Here is a 26697-nt window from a genome sequence, read left to right on the forward strand (position 1 = left end):
TTTTAATGGTACAAAACTTCGACGACGGAAAAATTGAAGCCATTGAGGAATTTCAATCGCCGGATGTGCTGTATGAAGGACTTATAGCAAGAGTAAGAAAATATCATCCATCGGATGATATTTCTCTTATTGAGAAGGCATATCAAAAGGCGGCTGAAGCCCACAGAGATCAAAGACGTAAATCGGGTGAACCATATATAATTCACCCTCTTTGTGTTGCAATAATACTTGCAGATTTAGAGCTCGATAAAGAAACTCTGGCGGCAGGTCTTCTTCATGATGTCGTTGAGGATACTATATGCACTAAAGAAGGGATTCAGGAGGAGTTTGGAGAGGATGTAGCTCTTTTGGTAGATGGAGTTACAAAACTGACTGCTCTGCAGCTTACAACTGACAGCGCCGGCAAGACTCAGGAACAGCTTGATATACAGGCTCAGAACCTTAGAAAGATGTTTCTTGCCATGGCAAAGGATATCAGAGTAATTCTGATAAAGCTTGCGGACAGGCTTCACAATATGCGTACTCTTTCTCATATGCCTCCTGAAAAGCAGTCCAGGATTGCGCAGGAGACCCTTGATATTTACTCACCTATTGCAGGAAGACTCGGTATCAGCCGTATCAAGGTTGAGCTTGATGATCTTTCGCTTAAATATCTTAAACCTGATGTTTATTATGATCTTGTTGAAAAGGTTGCAACAAGGAAGAGCGAGAGGGAAAAATACGTTGAGGACATTTGTGAAAATGTTCGAGATGCTATTTCTGCTGCAGGTATTACGGGTGATGTAAACGGCAGAGTTAAGCACTTCTTTAGCATATATAAAAAGATGCGCAACCAGAATAAGACTCTGGATCAGATCTATGATCTGTTTGCTATCAGGATAATAGTTGGTACTGTTAAGGACTGTTATGCGGCTCTTGGCGTTATACATGAGATGTATAAGCCTATTCCCGGCAGGTTTAAAGACTATATTGCCATGCCAAAGCCCAATATGTACCAGTCTCTTCATACAACGCTAATAGGCCAGACAGGTCAGCCTTTTGAGATACAGATCCGTACTTATGATATGCATCGTGCAGCTGAATATGGTATTGCGGCTCACTGGAAATATAAGGAAGCTTCAGATGGTAAAAAGTCTGAAAGCGGCGAGGAAGAGAAGCTTATCTGGCTTCGTCAGATATTGGAATGGCAACAGGACATGTCTGATAACCAGGAGTTTATGAGCCTGTTAAAGAGTGATCTTAATCTCTTTTCCGAGGATGTGTACTGCTTTACTCCAACCGGCGATGTAAAGAATCTTCCAGCTGGATCGACACCTATTGATTTTGCATACAGTATTCATAGTGCTGTGGGCAATAAGATGATCGGTGCCAAGGTTAATGGCAAGCTTGTTCCTATTGATTACAAGATTCAAAATGGTGACAGAATTGAAGTTATCACCAGCCAGAATTCCAGAGGACCCAGCAGAGACTGGCTTGCGATCGCTAAATCTACATCTACCAAAAACAAGATCAATCAGTGGTTTAGAAATGAACTTAAAGAGGAGAACATAGTCAAGGGACGTGAACTTCTCATTGAGTATTGTAAGAGTAAGGGCATAGATCTTTTCTCTATTTCAAAACCTGAGTTTCAGAATATAGTTATAAAGAAATATGGTTTCCACGACTGGAACGCAGTTCTTGCTGCTGTTGGACATGGCGGGCTAAAGGAAGGCCAGATCGTAAATAAGATGCTTGAGCTTAATGATAAAGAGCACAAGCGCAATATTACCGATGAAGAAGTTCTTGCAGCTGTGGCTGAATCCAATGTAACACCCCAGGTTTCAGGATCTGACAATGCTATAATTGTTAAAGGCGTTCATGATGTGGCTGTAAGATTTTCAAAGTGTTGCAATCCTGTTCCCGGCGATGACATATGCGGTTTTGTTACTAGAGGAAGAGGCGTATCAATTCACAGAAGAGACTGTGTTAACGTGATCAAGATGCAGGAAGAGGACAGATCAAGGCTTATTGAGGCCAGATGGCAGTCTGATTCTCAGTCCTTTGGCAAGTACGCAGCTACTATCAAGATATTTGCCAATAACAGAAGTGGACTCTTGGCTGATATATCACGAGCTCTTACTGAGAAAAATATCGATATCATTTCCATGAATACAAGGACCAGTAAGCAGGGACTTGCTACAATGGAAACATCTTTCCAGGTTTCATCAAGAAATCAGCTTAGAGAGATTGTTGACAAGATCAGACAGATTGACAGTGTTATTGACATTGAGAGGACTACAGGTTGATGGAAAAGGCTTTATCTATTGGAATGTTTACACTTGGCATGGTTGGAACAAATTGCTATTTTGTTTATAAACCTGATGCTGAATGTAACACAGAAGATTGTAAGCATGTTATATTTTTTGACCCTGCCGATCAGGGCAAAAAAATATATGAAAAGCTATCAGAGAATGGTTTTGTTATAGACCTTATCCTTTTGACACACGGGCACTTTGATCATATTGGCGGCGTGGAAGAGCTTAAAAATCTTTCGGGCGCCAAGGTCTATTGCTATGAAAAAGAACAGGCTATGTGTAAGGATGCATATTTAAATCTCTCAAACGATTACAATATGCACCTTAAGATTGTTCCGGATGGTTTATATAAGGACGGAGATACAATTTCTGCGGCAGGTATGAGTTGCAAGTTGATCGCAACTCCGGGCCATACATCGGGGAGCTGCTGTTACTATTTTGAAGAGGGCGGCATTCTGATAAGTGGAGATACCCTGTTTGAAGAATCTGTTGGAAGAACTGATTTTCCGACAGGCTCTACAAGCGAGATAATCAGATCCATAAAAGAAAAACTCCTTGTTCTTCCTGATGAAACTGTAGTTTATCCGGGTCATGGTGAAATTACAACAATAGGACACGAAAAAATGTATAATCCGTTTGTTATTTAATGCGGATTATATTTTTTTGATTTATTTGAGGCTTATTATGCAGGTTGTTTTAATAAAAGAAGATAAGTATACATACGATATTCATTCCCTTTATAAGGCTTTTTATCCAACTGAGGATGTAAAGGTTATTTTAGAGAATGACCTTGATAAGATAGATGAAGTAAAAAGGCTAAATTCTGATATCACTGTTTCAAGTGTTGATGTCAGCGTTTCAAAAAATGAGCTTAAAAAGAGCATTTACCTGGATCTGTCTGCTAAAACAGGTAAGACTCTGCCTTGGGGAAACCTTACGGGTATAAGACCTACAAGGATAGTTATGAATCTCATTGAAGAGGGAAAAAGCGACGATGAGATAGCTCACTATATGAAAGATATCTACTGTGTATCGGATGAAAAGATTGCTCTTAGTCTTAAGATTGCCCACAGGGAAAAAGAAATACTTAAATGTATAGATTACAAGAATGGTTACAGCCTGTATTTAGGGATACCTTTTTGTCCCACAACATGTTTATACTGTTCTTTTACGTCCTATCCAATAGGAGCTTTTTCGAATATTGTTGACGATTACCTTACTTGTCTTGAAAAAGAAATTGATTATGTTGCAGAGAATTTTAAAGATAAAACTCTGGACACAGTTTATATTGGCGGAGGTACACCTACAACTCTTGAGCCTCATCAGCTTGAAAGACTTATTGGATACCTTAAGTCAAAACTTGATTTTTCAAAAGTAAAAGAGTTTACAGTTGAGTCGGGAAGACCTGACTCTATAACAAGAGATAAGCTTAAAACTATGAAGAAGATGGGTGTGACCAGAATTTCTGTAAATCCTCAGACAATGAGGGATGAGACCTTGAAGCTCATAGGAAGAAGGCATACAGTTTCTCAGCTTATCGATGCTTATAATATGGCTAGAGAAGAGGGCTTTGATAACATCAATATGGATATTATCCTGGGACTTCCGGGCGAAGGCGCAAGCGATGTTGCTTATACAATGGAAGAGATAAAAAAGCTTGATCCTGATGATCTTACTGTGCATTCCCTTGCTATAAAAAGAGGATCAAAGCTTGCAGAGATCATGGAACTTGCCAAGCATAGAGGCAAAGATAGCACCACCGGTTCTTTTGATGATAAAAAAGATATTCTTGATGATATAAAGAATACAGAAGAAATGATGGAGATTGCCCTGAAGGGAGCAAGGGATATGGGGCTTGAACCCTATTACCTATACAGGCAGAAAAATATATCCGGCAATTTTGAAAATACCGGTTATGCCAGAAAAGGCAAGGCAGGAATTTATAATATTTTGATCAATGAAGAGGTTCAATCCATTGTTGCGCTTGGAGCCGGCACTGTGACAAAGAGAGTTTACGGATATGATGGCAGGATAGAGAGGTGCGATAATGTAAAGGATGTAAAACTTTACATGGAGCAGATTGATGAAATGATAGATAGAAAGAGGAAACTGTTTTTGTAAGAATCAGTGCCCCAATTTGCCTTAAACTTTTCTAAAGAGATTGAAAGATATTGTGCAATATGCTATCATATTGATAATAAAATGACGATATTGCTCAGAAAAATAATAATGCAATATCAAAGGAGGTTTTTTATGCTATTCCAACTTTATAGCAACCATGCAGCTATGCAGCTCATTGGATGGGTGTTGGTATTCTGTGGTCTTATTCTTATGAATGAGATTGGTCGTAGGACCAAAACTGGTGGAATCGTTGTATTTGTAGTGATTCCATGTATCTTAACTGTTTATTTTATTCTGGCACATTTAGGAATGTTCGGTGGTGCATCAAACCCAACCGTAGCATTCATGGACGGATGGTTCCATTACTTCAAGCTTTATGCTGCTGATATCGGCTGCGTAGGCTTTATGATGATCAAGTACAAATGGGGCATCGGCAAAGAAAAATGGTTTGCATGGTTCCCATGGTTCATCGTTGCAGCAAACATCATGATCGCTAACGTTTCTGATATGGAATCTGCTCTTGCAGCTTTCTCAATCACAGGAAACTTAAGTGGTGCATGGTGGGCATCTAACGAAGGCGTATTTATTTACGGCGGATGGTGGAACGTTGTTAATGCTCTTGCAGGAATGATCAACATTTTCTGTATGACAGGTTGCGTTCACCTTTATACATCTAAGGATAAGAACGAGTCAGATATGCTCTGGCCTGATATGACAATCTGGTTTATTCTTGCATACGACGTTTGGAACTTTGAGTATACATACCTCAACCTTCCTACACATTCATGGTACTGTGGTGTTGCACTTCTTCTTGCTCCTACATTTGCAAATGCATTCTGGAACAAGGGTGCATGGATCCAGAACCGTGCTAATACACTTGCTATCTGGTGCATGTGGGCTCAGGTTGTTCCTGCATTCCAGCTTAGTTCAAAGTTTGCAGCAGCACTTCCTTCAATCTACGGTGGAGCTACAGCAAACGGAATTACAACAATGGATCTTTATGACAAGGCAATTAACCTTTACAACTCAGGTGCCGGCAAGACTGCACAGGCAGGCGAGATTATCGCTAGCATGGGCATAACTGCTGATCCTAGAGCTCAGGGTGTTGTTGCTATACTTGCTATCGTTATCAACGTAATTTGCATCACTGAGATCATCAAGAGATCTATCAAACTTGGCAAGAATCCATATGCAAATGAAGTATTCGGCGATACAAAGGACTTCAAGCTTGCAATGGAGCGTGCTAAATAATGGATAATGTAAGAGTTATTGAAGTAAAGCGCAGCATATTTGAAAGCAACGATAAGGATGCTGACAAACTGCGCCAGGAGCTTAAGGAGAGCAAGACATTTCTTTTGAACTTAATGTCTTCTCCTGGATCAGGTAAGACAACTACCTTGAAAAAAACAATTGAGCTCTTGAAAGATAAATACCGCATTGGCGTCATGGAAGCTGACATTGATTCAGATGTTGATGCCAAGACAATTGCGGCAACCGGTGTTAAGGCAATTCAGCTTCATACCGGTGGTATGTGTCACCTTGATGCTGACATGACAAGACAGGGAATCAGAGAGCTTGATACAAGCGATGTTGATTTTGCAATTCTTGAGAATGTTGGAAATCTTGTCTGCCCTGCAGAATTTGACACAGGAAGCACCAAGAATGCTATGATCTTATCTGTTCCTGAGGGACATGATAAGCCACTTAAGTATCCTTTGATGTTTTCAATTTGTGATGTGGTTTTAATAAATAAGATTGATGTTATGCCTTATTTTGATTTTGACCTTGAAAAGGTAAAAGAAAATATCCTGTATAGAAATCCCAATGCAAAGATAATTCCTATCTGTGCAAAGACTGGTGAGGGTATGCAGGAATGGGCTGACTGGCTCTCAGCTCAGATTGATGAAGCTATAAAATAAATGGCAATAACAAGATGGGGATGCCAGGCGATCAACTTCGCCCGGCATCTTCTTGGGTAAAGGATAATTATGCACGAGTTGGGCGTTGTTTTTCGTATAATTGATGACCTTACTGAAGTAGGTAAAGAGAATGAACTTGAAAAAATTCATTCAGTAACTTTACAACTGGGGGAAGTGTCCGGAGTAGTGCCACATCTTTTGACAGATGCGTGGAAATGGGCTTCGGATAAAACTGAGCTTATGAAGGGCTCAGAGCTTATTATTGAAACTCTTCCGGCAGTTACATTTTGTGAGGACTGTAAGAGTGAATATGAAACTGTAGCGCATGGCAAGATCTGCCCTAACTGTGGCAGTGAGCACACATATCTCTTAAAAGGCAACGAATTTATGATAAAAGAGATAGCGGCTACTTAATGAGTTTTTAAAAGGAAAATGGTAGGTAGAGAGATGAATATGAATGATATGGATATGAAAGATTTAACAACTCCATATTCCCTTGATCCGGGACGTAATAAGGTAGATCCAAGGGCTGGAATCATCCCTGAATGGGTTGATATGAATGCTCCTTTTCGTGAACCACTGGCAAAGTTTGCGAAGGTAGTTACTGACAGAAAAAATATCAAACTTGGAATTGAGAAAATAACAAAAGAAAGCCCTGAATACTGGGGCCTTTACAATCTTATCACTGACGCTCAGTGTGAGATTGCACTTAAGATGGAAAAACGTAAACCAAAGACATTTGAGGAAATTGCAGCTCTTTGCCCTGAGTACTCAAAAGAAGAGCTTCAGAATCAGCTCGATGAGATGTCTTATAACGGTGTTATAGAGTGGAACTACGAGAATGAAAAACGTGAGAAACAGTACGTTCTTCCTATGTATGTTCCTGGTTCTGCTGAGTTTGGCAACATGAACTCAAGAGTTATTGAGGCTCATCCAGAGGTTGGACCTTTCTTTGAGAGAATGAGCCGTATTCCGCTTGAAGGACTTACTCATATGGTTCCTATGGGCGGAGCAGGCGTTGGAATGCATGTTATTCCTGTAGAAAAAGCTATCAATATGCAGGGAGAGTCAATCGACCTTGAGCATATTTCATACTGGCTTGATTATTATGAAGGAAAATATGCAGCTTCTCCATGCTCATGCAGAAGATCAAGAAAAACATTTGATCAGGGCTGCGCTGATGATCCGGAAGGATGGTGTATTGCTGTAGGTGATATGGCTGACTATGTTGTTGAGACTCAGAAGGATGGTCGCTATATTACCAAGGAAGAAGCTCTTGAGATCTTCAAGCAGGCTGAGGACAATGGCTTTGTTCACCAGATCACAAACATTGACGGACAGCACAAGATTTTTGCTATCTGTAACTGTAATGTAAATGTATGTTATGCACTTCGTACATCACAGCTCTTTAACACACCTAATATGTCACGTTCAGCTTATATTGCTCACGTTGATAAGGAGAAGTGTGTTGCATGTGGACGATGCGTTGAGGTTTGTCCTGCCGGAGCAGCAACTCTTGGACAGAAGCTCTGCAAAAAGGATGGAAGCGAAGTAGTTTATCCTAAGATGCCACTTCCAACTGAGAAAAAGTGGTCTCAGGATATGTGGACTGAAGATTATCGTGATATCAACCGTATCAATACTCACAAAACAGGTACTGCGCCATGTAAGACTGCTTGTCCTGCACATATTCCTGTTCAGGGCTACCTCAAGATGGCTGCACAGGGAAGATATGAAGAAGCGCTTGCTCTTATAAAGAAGTACAACCCACTTCCTGCTGTTTGTGGTCATGTATGTAACCGTCGTTGTGAGGATGCTTGTACAAGAGGAACAATTGATCAGGCTATCGCTATCGATGAAGTTAAGAAATTTGTATCAATGCGTGATCTTAAGTCTGAGACACGTTACATACCTGAAAAGGTAATTCCAAAGATTGGTGGCGGCTTCGATGAAAAGATCGCTATTATCGGTGCAGGTCCTGCAGGTATTTCTTGTGCTTACTATCTTGCACTTAAGGGATACAAGCCAACTATCTTTGAAAAGAATAAGAAACCGGGTGGAATGGTAACTTATGGTATTCCATCATTTGTTCTTGAAAAAGATGTTGTTGAAGCAGAAGTTGATGTATTGAGAGAACTTGGCGTAGATATTCGTCTTGGAGTTGAAGTTGGTAAGGACATTACCCTTAAAGAGCTTCGTGAGCAGGGATACAAGGCCTTCTATATCGCTATCGGATGTCAGGGTGGCCGTGGTGTAAACGTTCCTGGAGAAGATGCAGAGGGCGTACTTAAGGGTGTAGATATCCTTCATGCTGTGATAGATGATGAAAGCTACAAACTTACAGGCGATACTGTTGTAATCGGTGGCGGTAACGTTGCTATTGATGTTAGCCGTACAGCAATTCGCTGTGGTTCACCTAAGATCACACAGGTATCTCTTGAGACACGTGATATTATGCCGGCTCTTCCTGAAGAAATTGAAATTGCTGAGTCTGAAGGAATTGAGTTTAAGGGCGGTTGGGGACCAAAAGAGATCCTCACTGAAAACGGAAAAGTTAAGGGCATTATATTCAAGAAATGTACACAGGTTAAGAATGCTGAAGGAAAGTTTGATCCTAAGTATGACGAGAATGAGACAATGGAAATTGCATGTTCCAACGTTATTCTCTCTGTTGGTCAGGCTACGATCTGGGGCGATCTTCTTAAGGATGAGAAAGTTGAATTTAGAGGCCCGGCTCCTGTAGCTGATAAAGTTACTTTCCAGACAACTGTAAAGGATATATTCGTAGGCGGAGATATGTTCTATGGACCAAGATTTGCTATCGATGCTATTGCATGTGGTAAAGAAGGCGCTGAATCAATCCATAGATTCGTACAGCCTCACTCATCACTTACAATTGGCCGTGATCCTAACTTCTTCATCGAACTTGATAAAGATGATATCTCTATTAAGGATTATGATCATGTTGGACGTCAGCAGGCAGGTGTAAAGAAACCTGAAGATGGTAAACTTTCATTCCGTGATACAAAGCTTGTATTCACAGAGGAACAGGTCAAGAAAGAGACATCTCGTTGTCTTGGTTGTGGAGCATCAATCGTTGACCCTAACAAGTGCGTTGGCTGCGGTCTTTGCACAACACGTTGTGAATTTGATGCAATCAAGCTTACAAGGGATAACCCAGATTGCTCTACAATGCGCAAGGCGGAAGATAAGCTCAAATATATTCTTCCTAACGGTATTAAGCAGGCAGTCAGCAGACCATTTATCAAAAAGACACCTAAAGAAACAGCATGGCTTTCTGATAAGTAATTTAATAGAAAAATGATAAATTAACTAAGGATTAAGTCAGGTGCGATATAATCGGTACTTGACTTAATCCTTAAAAATGTTTATTAATAAGAAAGTTAAACTTTAAATTTTTTATGAAGGGGTAAGCTATCCTAATGGCAACTAGTAAAAAGACATCAGAAAAGAAAACATCACTTCTTATAGTTGAGTCACCTACAAAGGTTAAGGCTATCAAGAAGTTTCTTGGCTCAGGTTACGAAGTAGCTGCGTCAAACGGTCACGTAAGAGATCTTCCAAGAAGTCAGATGGGTGTTGACGTAAATAATGATTTTGAGCCTAAATATATAACTATTCGCGGAAAGGGAGATGTTTTGGCAGCTCTTAGAAGACAGGTCAAAAAAGCAGATAAAGTATATCTCGCAACTGACCCGGACCGTGAAGGTGAGGCTATTTCCTGGCATCTTATTTCTGCCCTTAAGTTAGATCAGGCAGATGCCAAGATTCAGCGAGTTACATTTAATGAGATCACTAAAAACGCTGTTAAGGAAGCCATGAAGCATCCAAGAGATATCGATATGAATCTCGTAGATGCTCAGCAGGCAAGACGTGTCCTTGACAGAATGGTTGGATATAGTATTTCACCACTTCTTTGGAACAAGATCAAAAGAGGTCTCAGCGCAGGTCGAGTTCAGTCTGTAGCCCTTAGAATCATTGCGGACAGAGAAGAAGAGATAGATTCTTTTATACCAAAGGAATACTGGACACTTGATGTTAATCTTAAAGTTCAGGGTGAAAAGAAGCCTCTTGTTGCTCACTACTATGGAAGTGGCAATGACAAAAAAGAAATCGAGAATAAAGAGCAGCTCGAAAAGATTATGAAGTCTTTAGAGGGCGCGAAATATACTGTTTCAGATGTGAAGAAGGGAGAAAGGACCAAGAAGGCTCCGCTACCATTTACAACATCAACACTTCAGCAGGAAGCGTCAAAAGCACTTAATTTCTCAACACAGAAGACTATGCGTGTTGCGCAGCAGCTCTATGAAGGAATTGATCTTGGCAGTCAGGGAACTGTAGGTCTTATCACATATCTTAGAACTGATTCTACCAGAGTATCTGATGAAGCAGTGGCATCAGCCAATGAATATATTTTAGAGAACTTCGGTGAGAAATATATTGCTGAAGGTTTGGCAGCTAAAAAGAGCGATGTAAAGATTCAGGATGCTCATGAAGCGATCAGACCTTCAATCATTACAAATACTCCTGTAAAGGTTAAGGATTTCCTTTCAAGAGATCAGTTCAGACTTTACCAGCTTATCTGGAGAAGATTTATGGCAAGCCGTATGGCAGCTGCCAAATACGAGACTACATCAGTTAAGATTGATGCAGGAGAAAGCAGATTTACTGTATCAGCTTCAAAGACAGTTTTTGATGGTTTCTTAAATGTATATACTGATGAAGACGATCAGATTGAAAAGAATGTGCTCATGAAGAATCTGGATACAGATACAAAGCTTTCCTTTGATTCTTTTGAAAGCGCACAGCACTTTACACAGCCTGCTCCTCACTATACAGAAGCTTCACTTGTTCATGATCTTGAAGCCCTTGGTATTGGAAGACCTAGTACCTATGCTCCGACAATTTCAACGATCATGGCAAGACATTATATTACAAAAGAGAATAAGAGTCTTTATATAACTGAGCTCGGACAGGCAGTTAACAAGATGATGATGGATGCTTTCCCTCAGATCGTCGATGTAAACTTCACATCTAACATGGAAGCGCTTCTTGATGGTATTGCCGATGGTAATGTTAAATGGAAGACTGTTATTGAGAATTTTTATCCTGATCTTGAGGAAGCGGTTAAAGCAGCTGAACAAGAGATGGAAAAGATACAGGTTCAGGATGAAGTTACAGATGAGATCTGTGATAACTGCGGAAGAAACATGGTTATCAAATATGGTCCTCATGGTAAATTCCTTGCCTGTCCAGGTTTCCCTGAGTGTAAAAACACTAAGCCATATTATGAGAAGATTGGTGTTGCATGTCCTAAGTGTGGGAAAGATGTTGTTCTTAAGAGAACCAGAAAGGGCCGTATGTTCTATGGATGTATAGATAATCCTGATTGTGATTTCATGTCCTGGACAAAGCCTGTTGCAGAGAAATGTCCTAAGTGTGGCTCATTTATGGTTGCAAAGAGTAACAAGGTAACCTGCACAAATCCGGATTGCGGATATGTCGGTGAACTTAAGAAGTAAATAATAATTTTCAGAAATCTTTAGCTTTTTTTCATAATTGTAGGCGCTTCAAGGTTTGAAGCGCCTATTTTTTTATGATATGATAACAATAGTGTAATTGTGCTATATACGTAATAACGTTCACAATTTCAACTAAGGGGGAAATACATTCTAAAGGAGAAACGTCATGAGTAGTGTACAGCTACTGGATAAAACCCGCAAAATTGGAAAACTGTTGCATAACAGCAATTCCGGAAAAGTTGTTTTTAATGATATTTGCAGGGTTCTTTGCGACATTTTATCCTCAAATATGTTTGTTATCAGTAAAAAAGGTAAAGTGTTGGGTATCGGCGAAAGTGCAGGAGTTGAATCTCTTAGTGAACTTTTGGTAGATAATGTTGGATCATTTATTGATCCAATGTTAAATGAGAGACTTCTGACAATTCTTTCAACAAAAGAAAATGTTAACCTTGAAACTCTTGGCTTTGAAGGAATAGATTCTTCAAAATTCCAGGCGATAATTACACCTATTGAGATCGCAGGTGAGAGACTTGGAACGCTTTTTATCTATAAAACAGACGTACCATACGATATAGACGATATTATTCTTTGTGAATATGGGACAACAGTAGTCGGACTTGAGATGCTCAGGGCTGTCAACGAAGAAAATGCAGAGGAGAGCAGAAAACTTGCTGTTGTTAAATCTGCTATAAGTACACTTTCTTTCTCTGAGATGCAGGCAATCATTCATATATTTGATGAGCTTGACGGAATGGAAGGCGTACTTGTTGCAAGTAAGATTGCAGACAGGGTTGGAATAACAAGGAGTGTTATTGTAAATGCTCTCAGAAAATTTGAAAGCGCTGGTGTTATAGAATCAAGATCTTCAGGTATGAAGGGAACATACATAAAAGTTACAAATGATGTTGTTTTCTCTGAGATCAAAAAGCTTAAACAGGAACTATAAAAAGCCGATAATATATGTGAAAAATACATTTCAGGATGGATTTTGATGAAAGGATTTATCTATACAAGGTAAATCCTTTTTTGTTTACTTTATTTTGTATAACCAAACATGTATAAACACAATATGAAGTATGTTTTACTTGTATTTTGTTAATAAAAATCATATTATTAATATATATAAGTTAAATTGACCGTATTGTGTTCTGATTTAATAAGGGGGCTCTATGATCAATAGTAATGTATTTGACTATATTAACGTTATGGATAAGGCGGCAGATGCTTCCTGGACCAGGAACGAAATTATTGCCAACAATATTGCTAATGTGGACACACCGGGATATAAACGTCAGGATCTGAATTTTGAAGATGAGCTTGAGAGGGCTCTTGGACATTCAAGATACAAAAGTATGGATGCCAAAGTTTCGGATCTTAAGGACAAGCATTTACAGGCAAGGGTAGTTAATGACTATTCAGGTTTCTCATACAGATATGATAAGAACAATGTAGATATTGATACTGAAAACGTAATGCTTGCAGCAAATCAGATTAAATATCAAGGCTTAATGGCCGGAATAAAATCTGAGTTTTCAAATCTACAGTTGGTTTCGAAATCTTCATAAAGGAGGATTAAAGTATGAGCATATTTGATTCTTTTAACATTAACTCATCAGGTATGACAGCCCAGCGCTTTAGAATGGATATCATATCTGAAAATATTGCCAATGCTAATACAACAAGAACTGAAGATGGTACTCCTTACGTCAGAAAGGTTGTTAGATTTGAAGAAAAGGGTACACAGACTCCTTTTTCAAGAATCCTTAATGAACGACTGGATCATTACTCTGGAACCGGAGTTAAGGTAACAACAGTTCAGGATGATACTTGGACTCAGATGAATGTTGTATATGATCCTTCACATCCTGACGCAGATGCAAATGGATATGTGACATATCCAAATGTTAATACTGTTACAGAGATGACTAACCTTATTGACGCAAGCAGATCGTATGAAGCAAATGCAACTGCATTTAATGCAAGTAAAAACCTGGCTTCAAGAGGCCTTGAACTTGGACAGGGTTAATGGAGGGTAGCTTATGGCATCTCTTGATATCTCTCAGCTTCGAAATGTAACATCAGGAGCTGTAAAAAATGCAGAGAAATTGAATAGCAAAGTTTACAATGTGCTAGGCGATGATGGCAAGGGGAATGAGCAGGCTTTTTCAATTATTTTTGACAGAGCTGTAGAGAATATTCATACTACGAATGCTTATTTGTCAGATGCAGAAAATGAAGAGATAAAGTGGTCTTTGGGACAAACGGATAATACACATGATCTTTCTATTGCACTTCAGAAGGCACAGACAGCACTGCAATACACAGTAGCTGTGAGGGACCGTGTCCTTTCTGCATACAGAGAGATCACTCAGATGCAGATATGAGCAATCCGTATATCGCTCAATACTATTAGTTTTCTTAAGTTTATGGGGAGGGAGAATGCATGGCTGATAGATTAAAGGCCCTGTGGCAAAAAATTCTCGACTGGTGGAATCAGTTTACTGCCAAGCAAAAGACCCTGATTGTGGGGGCCGGCTCGGTAATACTGCTTACCATTATCATTTTGGTTTCTGTTCTGAACCAACCTCAATATGTGTTATTGGTCAATGCCAATTCTACAAAAGAAGCTTCAGAGATAAAAGAGCTTCTTGATTCTAATTCCATAAATTATAAGATGTCAGATGATGGCTTGGAATTTAAAGTTCTGAAAAAAGATCAGGGTAATGCAAGCCTTCTTTTGGGTGCAAATGACATCCAATCTTATGCTTACAGTATTGATAATGTTACTGACGGCAGTTTCTCTACTACAGAAGCAGATAAACAGAAAAAATATGTATTATATCTTGAAAGCCGGCTGGAATCGGATTTTATAAACAGATTCACTGATATTAAGAGTGCTAACGTCCAGCTTCATATTCCTGATAATGATGGCACACTCATTGGCAATCAGGAAGAATCTTCAGCAAGTATTTTGCTTGAGCTTGATGAAAATGCTACGTTTAATGAAGACAATGCGGCTTTTCTTGCAAGGGCTGTTGCCAAGGCAATAGGTAATTCTTCTACAAAAGATATTGTTATCCTTGATACTAATGGAAATATGCTTTTTGCAGGTGATGAGGACAGTACTATTTCCGGTATGGCAAGTACGCAGCTTTCCTTAAAAGCCAAGGCAGAACAGCTTGTAAAAAATGAAGTAAAGAAAGTTCTGCTAGGGACTAAGCTTTACGATAATATTGAAGTTGCAAGTAATCTCGTGATGGATTTTTCACATGAAGAAACAACGGAGCATAACTATACACCTGCAGAGGATCAGACCCAGGGCGTTTTATCCCACGAAGATACATATAATGCTGAAAATGTTAATGGCGTAAGTGGTATTCCGGGAACTGATACAAATGCGGACAATGAAACTACTTATGTGACTCAGGATAATACGAATTCAACATCCACTATAACTGAAGAATCAAGAGATTATCTTCCAAATGAAAAAATAACAACAAGAACCAATCAACCGGGGGCAATTCAATATGCAAGCTCATCAATTTCGGTCACAGCAATTAACTATGTTGTTGTAAAGGAAGAGGATTACGACAGCGCAGCAAATAACAATATGACCTGGAAAGAGTATAAACTTGCCAATGCTGAACCTGCAGTTTTGACTGTTCCTGTTGAAGTTATTGATGTAGTATCCAAAGCAACAGGCATAGATTCCGCAAATGTTGCAATGGCTGCATATACTGAGTATGTATTTTTTGACAGAACAGGTGCTAATATAACTGTCACAGATATCCTGCAGATTGTAATGATTCTGATAATTCTTGGACTTCTTGCATTCATTATTGTCAGAAGCATGTGGACAAAGAAACAGACGCAGGAAGAAGCAGAACCGGAACCTTTGTCTGTGGAACAGCTTCTTGAATCGCAGCCTGAAGAAGCCCTCGAGGATATTGAGATGGATACGGGTTCTGAAACAAAGAAACTTATTGAGAAGTTTGTTGATGAAAATCCGGAAGCTGCTGCAGTTCTTTTACGTAACTGGCTTAATGAAGACTACGGTCTATAACTAAAGGGGAAAAGGGTATGATGGATACTGAAGTTTCTGCTGGAGAAGGCTCCTTAACCGAGGGCTTTACCGGTACACAAAAAGCAGCAATTCTTCTGATCGCACTGGGACCAGAGAAATCATCTGCTATATTTAAGCATCTAAAGGACGAAGAGATAGAGGAACTAACCTTGGAGATTGCAAATACACGAAGTGTCACTTCGCAGATCAAGGAAGCTGTTCTTGAGGAGTTTTATGGCGTCTGCCTTGCTCAGCAATACATTGCAGAAGGTGGTATCAATTATGCTAAGGAACTTCTTGAAAAAGCTCTTGGTGAAGACAAAGCTCTTGATGTTATTAGTAAGCTGACTGCTTCACTTCAGGTTAAGCCTTTCGAATTTATCAGAAAAACAGAGCCCTCTCAGATACTTACATTCATTCAGGATGAGCATCCGCAGACAATCGCTCTTGTTTTATCCTACATGTCACCTTCTCAAAGTGCCCTTATTTTGTCAGCACTTCCACCTGACAGGCAGGCTGATGTTGCAAAGCGTATAGCAGCAATGGATAGAACGAGCCCGGATACAATAAAGGAAGTTGAAAAAGTGTTAGAATCTAAGCTTGCTTCTTTGGTAAATCAGGACTTTACAATTATCGGTGGCGTAGATGCAGTTGTAGAAATCTTGAATACTGTAGATCGTGCAACCGAAAAACATATCATGGAAACTCTCGAAATCGAAGAACCGGAACTTGCAGACGAGATCAGAAAGAAAATGTTCGTCTTCGAAGATGTACTTCTTTTGGACGACCGTTCAATACAGAGAGTGCTGCGTGAGGTTGAAAATGCTGACCTTGGCCTTGCTCTTAAGGGAGCAACTGAGAACGTACAGACTGCTATCTTTAACAACCTTTCAAAACGTCTTGCAGCCATGATCAAGGAAGATATGGACTTCATGGGACCTGTTCGTATGAAGGATGTTGAGGAAGCTCAGCAGAAGATCGTTAATGTTATCAGAAAGCTTGAAGATTCCGGTGAAATTGTTATTTCCAGAGGCGGAGGTGATGAGCTAGTTGTCTAATCTTTTTAAAGGAGCTTTTATAAGCTTTGATGAATCAGACGCCCGGATAATTGACAACAATGAGCTTGCAAATAAGAAGATTGAAGAGTTTCAGGAGCAGGAGCTCAAGAGACAAAGAGCTATGATGGCCGAAGATGATGGGCTTTCATCTGAAGGTGAGGAAAATATCGATTTTTCTCCCGGAATTGACATGGAACAGCTTGATCAGCTCACAGAAGATCAGAGTATTCTTGGCGCTCCAAATGAGGATCCTCAATTCGATATGGAAGCCATGCAGGCTGAGATTGATTTTAAACTCCAGCAGGCCTCAGAGCAGGCTGAAGCCATTATAAACGACGCGCAAAATCAGGCAGAGGAAATAAGGCAGGGAGCTATAGAACAGGGGCATCAGGAAGGATATGATGCCGGCTACCAGGAAGGAATGGCTGCTGTAGAAAGTCTTAAAGCTGATATTGAAGCTCAAAGAGATGGTCTTGAGAAGGAATATCAGATGCTTGTGGATGAGCTTGAACCTGAAATGGTCGATGTTCTCACACAGATATATGAGCATGTGCTTGGGATAGAGCTTAGGGATGATAAGGGAATAATCCTTCATCTTCTTAAGAATACTCTTTCAAGGATTGAACCGGGAAATGACCTTATAGTCCATGTTTCGTCTGACGATTACGATGAAGTAATGGATGAAAAAGAGACTTTGAATGCATGTGTTACATCTCCGAATACTACGATGGAGATCATAGAAGATCCACTTTTAAAAGAAAATGAATGCATGATAGAGTCAGACAGCGGAGTTTTTGATTGTAGTCTTGGGGTTGAGCTTTCAGAGATTTCCAGAAAGCTTAAATTATTATCTTTTGACAGAAAGAAGAGATAGATATGCTGGTATCTTCAGTTGATTTGTCAAAATATAAAAAGATGCAAAATGCGCCATTTTACCGTACCCGTGGTAAAGTGGTCAATGTTATTGGGCTGACTATAGAATCTGCAGGGCCTGATGCAAAGCTTGGTGACATATGCCTTATCTATCCCAAGAAGAAGGATTCTGATACAGGAAATGAGCATCAGCCTAAGCCTGCTATGGCTGAAGTTGTTGGCTTTAAGGACAACCATGTTCAGCTGATGCCTTATGAGAACACAAGTGGTATTGGAAATGGTTCAATAGTTGAAAATACAGATTCGCCTCTTCGAGTTAATGTTGGAGAGGGGCTTCTTGGAAAAACACTTGATGGTCTTGGAAGAATTGATGGCACAAGCTATGGTAAAGGGGTAGCCCTTGAAGGCGGTGTTGCATATTCTGTTGAGAATCAGCCACCAGATCCAATGACAAGGGATCCTATTTCTGATGTCTTGTCCCTTGGTGTAAAGGCTGTCGATGGTCTTTTGACCGTTGGTAAAGGCCAGAGAATTGGTATATTTGCAGGATCTGGTGTTGGTAAATCAACTCTTCTTGGAATGTTTGCAAGAAACACTCAGGCTGACATAAATGTTATAGCTCTAATTGGAGAGCGAGGCAGGGAAGTCAGAGAGTTTATAGAAAGAGATCTCGGTGAAGAAGGCATGAGGAGGTCTATTGTTGTCTGTGCCACCTCTGATAAACCGGCTCTTGAGCGATTAAAAGCTGCAAAGACGGCAACTTCCATTGCGGAGTACTTTAGAGACAAGGGAAAAGATGTGCTTCTTATGATGGATTCCCTTACCCGTTTTTCAATGGCACAGAGGGAGATAGGACTAGCAAGTGGTGAACCGCCTGTTTCAAGAGGGTATCCGCCAAGTGTATATGCTGAGATGCCCAAGCTCCTTGAAAGAGCAGGTAAGTCCAGAAAAGGCTCTATTACAGGTCTTTATACTGTTCTTGTGGATGGTGATGACATGAATGAACCAATCACTGATACAGCCAGAGGTATATTGGATGGGCATATAGTCCTTAATCGTAAGCTTGCGCAAAAGAACCATTATCCTGCGATAGATGTTCTTGCAAGCATTTCCAGATGTATGTCAGCAATTGCAGATCCTGAGCATAAAAAAGCTGCAGGAAAGCTCAAAAATGTTCTTGCAACTTATAATGATGCTGAGGACCTTATAAATATTGGCGCATACAGGAGTGGAGCCAATAAAAATATTGATTACGCAGTTTCTAAAATAGAGCTTGTCAATTCTTTTCTTATGCAGGAAACTGATCAAAAGTTTACCTTTGAAGAAATAAGACAGACTCTTATAGATATGTTCAGGGATTGATAGCCTATGGCAAGATTTAATTACCGTATGCAGAGTGTCCTTAATATCAAGCAAAAAACTGAAGGACAGGTAAAAATGGAATTTGCCAATGCCCAGGCAGAACTCAATCAGCAGCTTGATATTTTGGATGAATATGTCAGACGAAAAGAGAATTATCTTTTGGAGGCGGAAGAACTCAGAAATGCAGAGAGTTTAAAGCTTCAGGATATCTTGGATAATCAGTATGCCACTGCACAGATGGATGTAATGATTGCTTCTCAGGCAAAAGTAGTTAAGGAATACGAAAAAAAAGTCGAAAGAGTTAGAGTAAGGTTAACAAGGGCAATACAGGAGAGAAAGATGCAGGAGACCCTTCGTGACAGGGCTTATGCAGAGTATTTGGAAGAAGAAAAACAGGAAGAAGCTAAAGAGAATGATCAGCGAACCAGCTTTACCTATGGACAAAGAGGAGATAAGACCAGATAATGGCTGATAACAATTTGACTATGACGCCTGACGATCCTAAGGCGGCCAAGAAAAAACTTGCAGCTGATAAAAAAGAATATAAGAAAAGACTAAAAGAACAGAGAAAAGAGCAAAAGGAAAAGGAGCAGGAATTTGCTGAAAGGTCAGCGGAAATAAACGGTGATAATGCAGGAGGCCTTGCTACTTTAGTTATTTCTTTTCTCATTATCCTCATCTGGCTTGCTATAATGGCACTTTTGATCAAACTGGATGTTGGTCATTTTGGTTCTGAGATTTTGGCACCACTACTTAGGGATATTCCTTATGTCAATCTGATCCTTCCAGAAGGATCAGTGCAGACTACAAATCCTGAAGCGGTAGTGGATTACAGTAATGCCGGGTCCAGCGCTGCAGGAATTGAAAATATTGACGAAGCCCAGGCATATATAAAGCGACTTGAGCAGGCATTACAGGCTGAGATGGAACAGAACAGCAGCTATGCTTCTTCAATTGAAAAGCTTCAGGCTGAGGTTGCAAGACTTGAACCTTTTGAGCAGCAGCAAAAGAAATTTTATGAGGAGCGTGCATCTTTTTACGAGAGTGTGGTTTATGGCGATTATGCTCCTGATGCAGCAGCCTATGCTTCGTATTATGCTATGATTGACCCTGATACGGCAGCTGAGATCTATAAAAAGATCATCCAGGGAGAGGTAGATGATGCTGCTATAAAGGCATTTGCAACTACCTATTCGGGTATGAAAGCAAAAAAAGCAGCTGAAATTTTCGATGAGATGGTTGCAGAGAATCAGATTGAACTTGTTGCCAGGATACTGGCTCAGATGAGTGTTGAAAATAGAGGCGATATTCTTGCAGCTATGGAAAAAGAAAATTCTGCAAAGCTTACGCAGCTGTTAGAACCAAATGCACTGGAACAAAAATCAACAAAAGTTACAGGATAATGAGATATTTACTATCATTTAATTTCTTAAAAGAAATGTGATTTGCTTTGAAGTGTAGAATTGGGAGAGTATTTTGAAATAAGCCTTTTGCTTATATCAAAATACTCTCCCATTTTTTTATATTTCTTATTAAGTATTCCATATAAAAACCGATATATGTTGTGAGAGTCTATGGATGTTTATGTCCAAACAAAATAAATATATTTGAAAGGAGGAACTTGATGAGCAGTACGACAAATAATGTAGGTGCAATGCTTACCTACATGCAGAAGTCGACTGCAGCAGTAAGTGTTTCATCAATAACGGAACTTAGTACTAAGGCAGGAAATGCTGCAAACAGTTTTAGTAATGTCTTAAATAAGACATCAGATGCTTTAGTACAGGCAAAAGATAATAAATCTCAGATTACTGACAATGCTGTAAAGCAAGGAAAAAGTAGTCAGGGAAAAGATGTAGCAATATCAAATGACAGCAATGGCTCGCAAAAGACAATCGGCAACAGCAAAAATAGTACCGATAATCTTCAGAACAAACAAAGTACTGATAATGTTACTAAAGTAGATGAAACCAATACAAAGAGCATGGAAGCAGATGAAAAGCTGCAGGAGGCTATAGGAGAAGCAGGAAAAGAACTTGTTTCTAAGATGGCCCAAGCACTTGATATAAGCGAGGAAGATATTTTAAGTGCTATGGAAATTCTTGGACTGATGGCTGGAGATCTTTTAAATCCTGAGAATGTACAGCTTCTGGTCACTGAAGTAATTGGTGAGGATAAGGCGCTTGATCTGTTAACTGACACAGATCTATATGCTACGATGCAGGACCTCATGGAGGGTGCAGATAGTATGAGGAGCGAACTTTTGAATGAGTTTGACTTATCCGAAGAAGACTTGAATCTTGCGATTGATAGTTTTGATGATGAACTGAAGGCGGTTGTTGATGGCCCTAAAAAAGAGGGACCGGCAGACAATACTGAAAAGGTGCCTGAGGTCATTGTAAATGAAGCTGGAGATGAGATTTCAAAGGATATCAAAGCACCACAGTCTAAAGAGCAGATACCTGAGATCAAGGTTGATGCAGGATCAGAAGAGGTAGAAATTACAGAATTTAAGCCTGTTGAAGAGACATCTGAATCTTCAAATAATCATAAAGAGACAAAGGATGGCTTAAATGATGGTGGTCAAAACGCAAATCTTTTTAATCAGCTCATAAACAATATAACAGAAGCCGTAGATTCTGGTTCTGCCAGTGCAATCAGCTATACTGACAGGGCACAGATGGAAAATATAATAAGACAGATTACAGAAAAAATAACGATTTCTGCAGGAAATGGTGAGACTTCCATGGAGCTTCAGCTTCACCCGGCTCATCTTGGCAACGTAAATATCCTTCTTACAAGTACAAAGGATGGAATAGTTGCCAAATTTACAGCACAGAATGAACTGGTAAAAGAAGCAGTTGAAAGTCAGATGGTAGCTCTTCAACAGAAATTTGACGCACAGGGAGTAAAAGTTACAGCAATTGAAGTTACTATTGCAAGCCATGCTTTTGAGCAAAATCTTGAGCAGGATCAGCAAGGGCAGGCATATGAGCAGGCTGAGGGCAGATCAAAAAAGTCGCTTCGGAGAATAAATCTTTCGGAAATCACAGAATTTGAAGAGGAAGATATGTCTGAAGAAGAACTTATAGCTACAAAAGTAATGGAAATGAACGGAAATACCGTTGACTATAGTGCATGATTTTTTGTGGGCTGGCTTTTATGCCAGCCCTGGAGGATAAAAAATGGCAGATTTAAGTTCAGTTGAAGCTATTATTGAAAACGGTAAGGTGAAAAACCTTGAAACCAATAATACCAGCAATAAAGCAGCTCCTACCGGTTACGACAAGGATTCTTTTTTAAAGATACTAGTTGCTCAGATGAAGTATCAGGATCCAATGGAACCGACATCAAATACTGAGTATATTTCACAGTATGCGACCTTCACACAGGTTGAACAGCTTAGTAACATGGCAAATTCTATGTCACTGTCAAGAGCTTCTGAGATGGTAGGAAAGACAGTAGTCATTACACAGACAAATCCTGACAACGGTAAGAGTACTGAGATCCAGGGCGTTGTAGATTTTGTTACTTATAGCGGAAATAAGGCTTATCTTAGCATTAACGGCACAAATTATAGCATCGATGATGTTACACAGGTTCTTGATTCTGATTATACTGATGCTCTTAAAGTTGTTGATGATTTCCAGAAGAATATAGATAAGTTACCTGAGCTTGAGTTTATTACTGAAGAAAAGCATGGTGAGACAATTGATTCAATGTATGACTATTATATGAACCTTGATGACAGGGCAAAGAATCTTATGAACAAGAATTATGCAACATCACTTCTTCAGTATGTAAATCAACTTGATGATATCAGAGGTGATACACACAGGACATTTTCCAAGGATAAGACATGATAGCAGTTAAAAGAACTATAGAAATACGCGGGAAAGGAGGGAATTAAAATTGAATATTGATGAGAGAAGATTTTTATCAATTGACCAGGTGCAGGGCCAAATCAAGAATGGAAATGTTCAAAAAGGTGATAACAAAGGCCAAAGCATTCAAACCGGAGCAAATTCTTTTGCCAGTATTCTAAATAAAATACAGGAATCATCCGATAATACTATTAGTTCAGAAGAACTAAAGTTTTCTAAGCATGCCGCAAACAGACTTCAGGACAGAAACATAGTTTTAACAGATGAGCAGATGGCAAGGCTTAATATGGGCAAGATAGAAGCAGGAGAAAAAGGCATTAAAGACTCTCTTATACTTATCGATCAGCTTGCTTTTATCGTTAATGTCCCTAACAACACAGTAGTAACAGCAATGGATCAGACAGAAAATAAGAGTAATGTTTTTACAAATATTGACGGAGCAGTGATTGCGTAACGGATTGGACCGAAGTGGCCAGAAGTGCCATCAGGAGATCTCGATTTCCCGACTGATTGAAGGAAATCTCTTTTAAATCACTCATCCGTCCAAAATCAAATATTGATATGCGCGTATACGCATAGGTTTTATGATGGAGGACTAAAGTCTTATGATGAGATCACTTTATTCTGGTGTTGCAGGACTTCGTACACACCAGACCAAAATGGATGTTCTTGGTAACAATATTGCCAACGTTAATACAACATCATTCAAATCCCAGTCTATTACATTTTCAGACCTTATGTATCAGACAACCCAGTCAGCATCTGGTGCTACTGAGACTAAGGGTGGTGTAAATGCAAGACAGATTGGTCTTGGCGCAAAGTCAGGTGCCATTGCTACAGCAATTGAATCCCAGGGCGCTACACAGACAACAAATAATCCATTTGATATCATGATCACCGGAAAGTCATTCTTCGTAGTTAATAACGGTAAAGAAAATCTCTATACAAGAGACGGTTCTTTCTACGTTGATGGTGCCGGTAACCTTGCAATGCAGTCTAATGGTTATTTCGTAATGGGCTGGACAGCACAGGAAGACCCTGAGACAGGAGCTATTACAGTAAATAAAAATGGTGGTTTATCCCAGCTTCAGATCATGAGCGCTGATAATACAACATATTCACCAGCATCTACAACAGCAGCTCTTTTCTCTGGAAATATCGATGATAATGATACAAACGTTATATCTGATGATGGTAAGACACTCACTCTGGAATTCTATGATAACAAGGGATATCTCTATACAGGTAAGTTCACATTAAAGGATACAGGTACTGACGATCTTTTTTCACTTCAGCTTACAGATATAATTGATTCATCAGGAACATCAATCGGATCAACACTTATGAAGGGCGTTACTTTCGGAGCGACTGAAACTACTGATGTTGGTGTTACAGACGCATATAAAGTTGAAAATGGTGCAACAACTTCAGTTGTTAAGCTCCTTGCAGGAGCTACTGTATATTCAGGTGTTCCAACATCAGGTGCGCTGTCAGATCTTATGACAACAAGTAAAGCTAAATATGCGGGCATTTTGAAGGAAGTCTACGGAATAGACGATGCTACAGTAACAAGTGGAACTGAAGGCTATTCAAAGACATCACTATTTACAATAAGTGAAAGTGGAACTCTTACAATTACATATGATGCACCAAAGGAGACCAAGAGCCCTTCAGGATATACATACAATTCCAATAATTCAAATTCATATTATGTATCCAGTGATGGCACCGGAAAAGCATATATTGTACCTTCCACAACAGAAGGTTCAATGAAAACAGTTGTAGGTAATTCCAAGACCTTGCAGGCAACACTTAAAACTGTCTTTGGTATAAATGACGACGATCCGGCAACAGCAACTCAGACATCTCTTGAGAAGTATATATCAAGTGATTACTATCGCTTTAAATTTACAAGCAATGCAACAGGAAATGATTCATTTACTGTTATCAGTCAGCATTATCCTGATGAGACCAAGACAGCAACTCCTATAACCAAGACAGCTCTAAAAAATTACATTGATGACTTTGAAAATCTTGAAGCTAAATTAAATGACACGACTGTTCCGGAAAATATTTATTATACATATGATAATGACACTTTAACACTTTATGGAACAAAACTTTCAGGCGAAGACCTTGAAGTACAGATAAGCGCTACGCAGCTTGCAAATATTACAACTGTTCCGCAGAATACTATATATGAGTATAACAATACAACAGTGATCACAAATGCAGCTAAAGCTGAGCTGGCGGCTGCTTTGGGCCTTGCAGATGCAGCTGCGCTGGATGCTTATATGTCCTCAAATGGTTTTACATATTTGGAGGTTAGCAATATTACAGGTACTCCCGGCATTTTGTTCTACAAGAGTGAACCGGTAGAAGTTGCCGATGAAAGTAATCCGATTTTCACACAGACTATTTTCTCCAAGACATATACAGCAAAAGAGGGTACATATCCTGAAAAGAAGGCATCTGAACTCGGCGGTGTATTTACCAACTCAACTGATGGATCAGCCTACGTTTTAAAGGGAACAGAAACAACTGTCAGTGATTACAGTAAAGAAATGCTGCAGGATGTGTATGGCCTTACAAAAGGTTCTGCAACTGTTCAAAATACATATAAAGTTAAGATTTCGGCAAATGGCGGAATATCAATTTATGATACTGTTTCTGTTGATAAGAACATAGCTTCAGACTATGCTACACAGACAGCTGCTGATGGAACACTTACTTATGTTACTACTGCGGATACAATTCCTGAGGGTTGGGAAGAAGTACCTAACACAGGAAATATTACAGACCTGATCTCAACAGCAACTGGCAATTATAAGAATCTTCTCAGCAAGGTTTATGGAATATCTGATTCAGATGCAGATGCGTTTGGAACAGATGGTACATATTCAATAAATGCTGATGGAAGCATTACTCTTACAACAGGTAGTCAGACTATTCAGCTTAAATTTAATCCTGCAAATGGTTCTCTTACTACAGCTAACGGAAATGCTAATGGAATGGTCAATATTAAATTTGATCAGACAATCCCTGGACTTGAAGCATTTGGATTCCAGCCAACTACTGCTGATGAAGAGGCTTTGAGGGGACAGCTTACAGTTGATTTCTCTACTGTAACTAATTACAACACAAGCGGAACAGCAACAATCAAGGCTGTAAAGGGAGATAAGTCATCTCTTAACACAGGACGTATGGTTGGTGAGATGAATGGTGTTACAATCGCTACTGATGGACAGATTCACGCAACGTATTCAAATGGCCAGACAAAGCTTCTTGGACAGATTGCTTCAGCTGAATTTGCTAATGCATCAGGTCTTTCAAAAGAAGGTGATAACCTCTATGCATCCACACTTAACTCTGGTGAGGCAACAATTCAGGATATTACTGTAGATGGAGGATATATGAACACAGGCGTTTTGGAAATGTCAAACGTAGACCTTTCAAAAGAGTTTACTGAAATGATCACAACACAACGTGGTTTCCAGGCAAACAGCCGTATCATCACAGTATCAGATACATTACTTGAAGAACTGACTAATCTTAAGAGATAAAATTTAATAATATAAAT

Annotated in this window: 22 protein-coding genes; all 22 read left to right on the forward strand. The window is 39.5% G+C overall.

Features of this window, described 5'->3' with window-relative positions:
• The first annotated feature begins 5 nt into the window (after window positions 1-5).
• The 22 genes from C4S54_RS00895 (at window position 6) to C4S54_RS16355 (ending at window position 26680) form a co-directional block, all read left to right on the forward strand.
• Complete coding sequence (locus tag C4S54_RS00895) at window positions 6-2285, forward strand: RelA/SpoT family protein (protein WP_022775634.1); 2280 nt, start codon at window positions 6-8, stop codon at window positions 2283-2285.
• Window positions 2285-2941 carry an MBL fold metallo-hydrolase gene (locus tag C4S54_RS00900; RefSeq protein ID WP_242973710.1) on the forward strand — a complete coding sequence of 219 codons (657 nt, stop codon included), beginning with the start codon at window positions 2285-2287 and terminating at the stop codon, window positions 2939-2941. The genes C4S54_RS00895 and C4S54_RS00900 overlap by 1 nt, the downstream gene beginning before the upstream one ends.
• Before the next feature lie 37 nt (window positions 2942-2978).
• A complete protein-coding gene (hemZ, locus tag C4S54_RS00905) occupies window positions 2979-4415 on the forward strand; it encodes a coproporphyrinogen dehydrogenase HemZ (RefSeq protein ID WP_103867858.1) in 1437 nt (478 codons plus the stop codon).
• Window positions 4416-4547: 132 nt separating this feature from the next.
• Window positions 4548-5666, forward strand: a complete 1119-nt coding sequence (locus C4S54_RS00910; RefSeq protein ID WP_022775638.1) for a DUF5692 family protein — start codon at window positions 4548-4550, stop codon at window positions 5664-5666.
• On the forward strand, window positions 5666-6334 hold the full coding sequence (hypB, locus tag C4S54_RS00915; RefSeq protein WP_022775640.1) for a hydrogenase nickel incorporation protein HypB: 669 nt from the start codon (window positions 5666-5668) through the stop codon (window positions 6332-6334). Before C4S54_RS00910 ends, hypB begins: the two co-directional genes overlap by 1 nt.
• A 69-nt stretch (window positions 6335-6403) precedes the next feature.
• A complete protein-coding gene (locus C4S54_RS00920; protein WP_022775641.1) occupies window positions 6404-6748 on the forward strand; it encodes a hydrogenase maturation nickel metallochaperone HypA in 345 nt (114 codons plus the stop codon).
• A 141-nt stretch (window positions 6749-6889) separates the two neighbouring features.
• Window positions 6890-9643: an FAD-dependent oxidoreductase gene (locus tag C4S54_RS00925; RefSeq protein ID WP_103868095.1), complete on the forward strand. Its 2754-nt coding sequence runs from the start codon at window positions 6890-6892 to the stop codon at window positions 9641-9643.
• Window positions 9644-9777: 134 nt separating this feature from the next.
• A complete protein-coding gene (topA, locus tag C4S54_RS00930) occupies window positions 9778-11877 on the forward strand; it encodes a type I DNA topoisomerase (RefSeq protein WP_103867859.1) in 2100 nt (699 codons plus the stop codon).
• A 166-nt stretch (window positions 11878-12043) separates the two neighbouring features.
• Window positions 12044-12823 (forward strand): GTP-sensing pleiotropic transcriptional regulator CodY, encoded by a 780-nt coding sequence (gene codY, locus C4S54_RS00935; protein ID WP_103867860.1) that lies wholly within the window; start codon window positions 12044-12046, stop codon window positions 12821-12823.
• Between the two features lie 223 nt (window positions 12824-13046).
• Window positions 13047-13442, forward strand: a complete 396-nt coding sequence (gene flgB, locus C4S54_RS00940) for a flagellar basal body rod protein FlgB (RefSeq protein WP_103867861.1) — start codon at window positions 13047-13049, stop codon at window positions 13440-13442.
• A gap of 14 nt (window positions 13443-13456) precedes the next feature.
• Entirely contained in the window at window positions 13457-13903 is a 447-nt protein-coding gene (gene flgC / locus C4S54_RS00945; protein ID WP_022775649.1) for a flagellar basal body rod protein FlgC, read from the forward strand.
• A 13-nt stretch (window positions 13904-13916) separates the two neighbouring features.
• Window positions 13917-14261 carry a flagellar hook-basal body complex protein FliE gene (locus tag C4S54_RS00950; RefSeq protein ID WP_103867862.1) on the forward strand — a complete coding sequence of 115 codons (345 nt, stop codon included), beginning with the start codon at window positions 13917-13919 and terminating at the stop codon, window positions 14259-14261.
• 59 nt (window positions 14262-14320) lie between these two features.
• Window positions 14321-15940 carry a flagellar basal-body MS-ring/collar protein FliF gene (gene fliF, locus C4S54_RS00955; RefSeq protein ID WP_103867863.1) on the forward strand — a complete coding sequence of 540 codons (1620 nt, stop codon included), beginning with the start codon at window positions 14321-14323 and terminating at the stop codon, window positions 15938-15940.
• Window positions 15941-15957: 17 nt separating this feature from the next.
• Window positions 15958-16998, forward strand: a complete 1041-nt coding sequence (fliG, locus tag C4S54_RS00960; protein WP_330405543.1) for a flagellar motor switch protein FliG — start codon at window positions 15958-15960, stop codon at window positions 16996-16998.
• Entirely contained in the window at window positions 16991-17872 is an 882-nt protein-coding gene (locus C4S54_RS00965; protein ID WP_103867864.1) for a FliH/SctL family protein, read from the forward strand. Before fliG ends, C4S54_RS00965 begins: the two co-directional genes overlap by 8 nt.
• A gap of 2 nt (window positions 17873-17874) precedes the next feature.
• Window positions 17875-19233, forward strand: coding sequence for a flagellar protein export ATPase FliI (fliI, locus tag C4S54_RS00970; RefSeq protein ID WP_103867865.1), 1359 nt, complete (start codon window positions 17875-17877; stop codon window positions 19231-19233).
• A gap of 6 nt (window positions 19234-19239) precedes the next feature.
• Window positions 19240-19698 carry a flagellar export protein FliJ gene (locus tag C4S54_RS00975; protein WP_022775657.1) on the forward strand — a complete coding sequence of 153 codons (459 nt, stop codon included), beginning with the start codon at window positions 19240-19242 and terminating at the stop codon, window positions 19696-19698.
• Window positions 19698-20636: a hypothetical protein gene (locus tag C4S54_RS00980; protein ID WP_103867866.1), complete on the forward strand. Its 939-nt coding sequence runs from the start codon at window positions 19698-19700 to the stop codon at window positions 20634-20636. The genes C4S54_RS00975 and C4S54_RS00980 overlap by 1 nt, the downstream gene beginning before the upstream one ends.
• A 221-nt stretch (window positions 20637-20857) precedes the next feature.
• On the forward strand, window positions 20858-22375 hold the full coding sequence (locus tag C4S54_RS00985) for a flagellar hook-length control protein FliK (protein ID WP_103867867.1): 1518 nt from the start codon (window positions 20858-20860) through the stop codon (window positions 22373-22375).
• 43 nt (window positions 22376-22418) lie between these two features.
• A complete protein-coding gene (locus C4S54_RS00990; RefSeq protein ID WP_103867868.1) occupies window positions 22419-23096 on the forward strand; it encodes a flagellar hook capping FlgD N-terminal domain-containing protein in 678 nt (225 codons plus the stop codon).
• Between the two features lie 49 nt (window positions 23097-23145).
• Entirely contained in the window at window positions 23146-23571 is a 426-nt protein-coding gene (locus C4S54_RS00995) for a TIGR02530 family flagellar biosynthesis protein (RefSeq protein ID WP_103867869.1), read from the forward strand.
• A gap of 151 nt (window positions 23572-23722) precedes the next feature.
• The gene (locus tag C4S54_RS16355; RefSeq protein ID WP_330405544.1) at window positions 23723-26680 is read left to right on the forward strand and encodes a flagellar hook-basal body complex protein; all 2958 of its coding nucleotides are present in this window, start codon (window positions 23723-23725) and stop codon (window positions 26678-26680) included.
• Window positions 26681-26697 lie beyond the last annotated feature (17 nt).

The sequence above is a fragment of the Butyrivibrio sp. Su6 genome, from assembly GCF_900108105.1.
Lineage (GTDB): Bacteria > Bacillota > Clostridia > Lachnospirales > Lachnospiraceae > Butyrivibrio.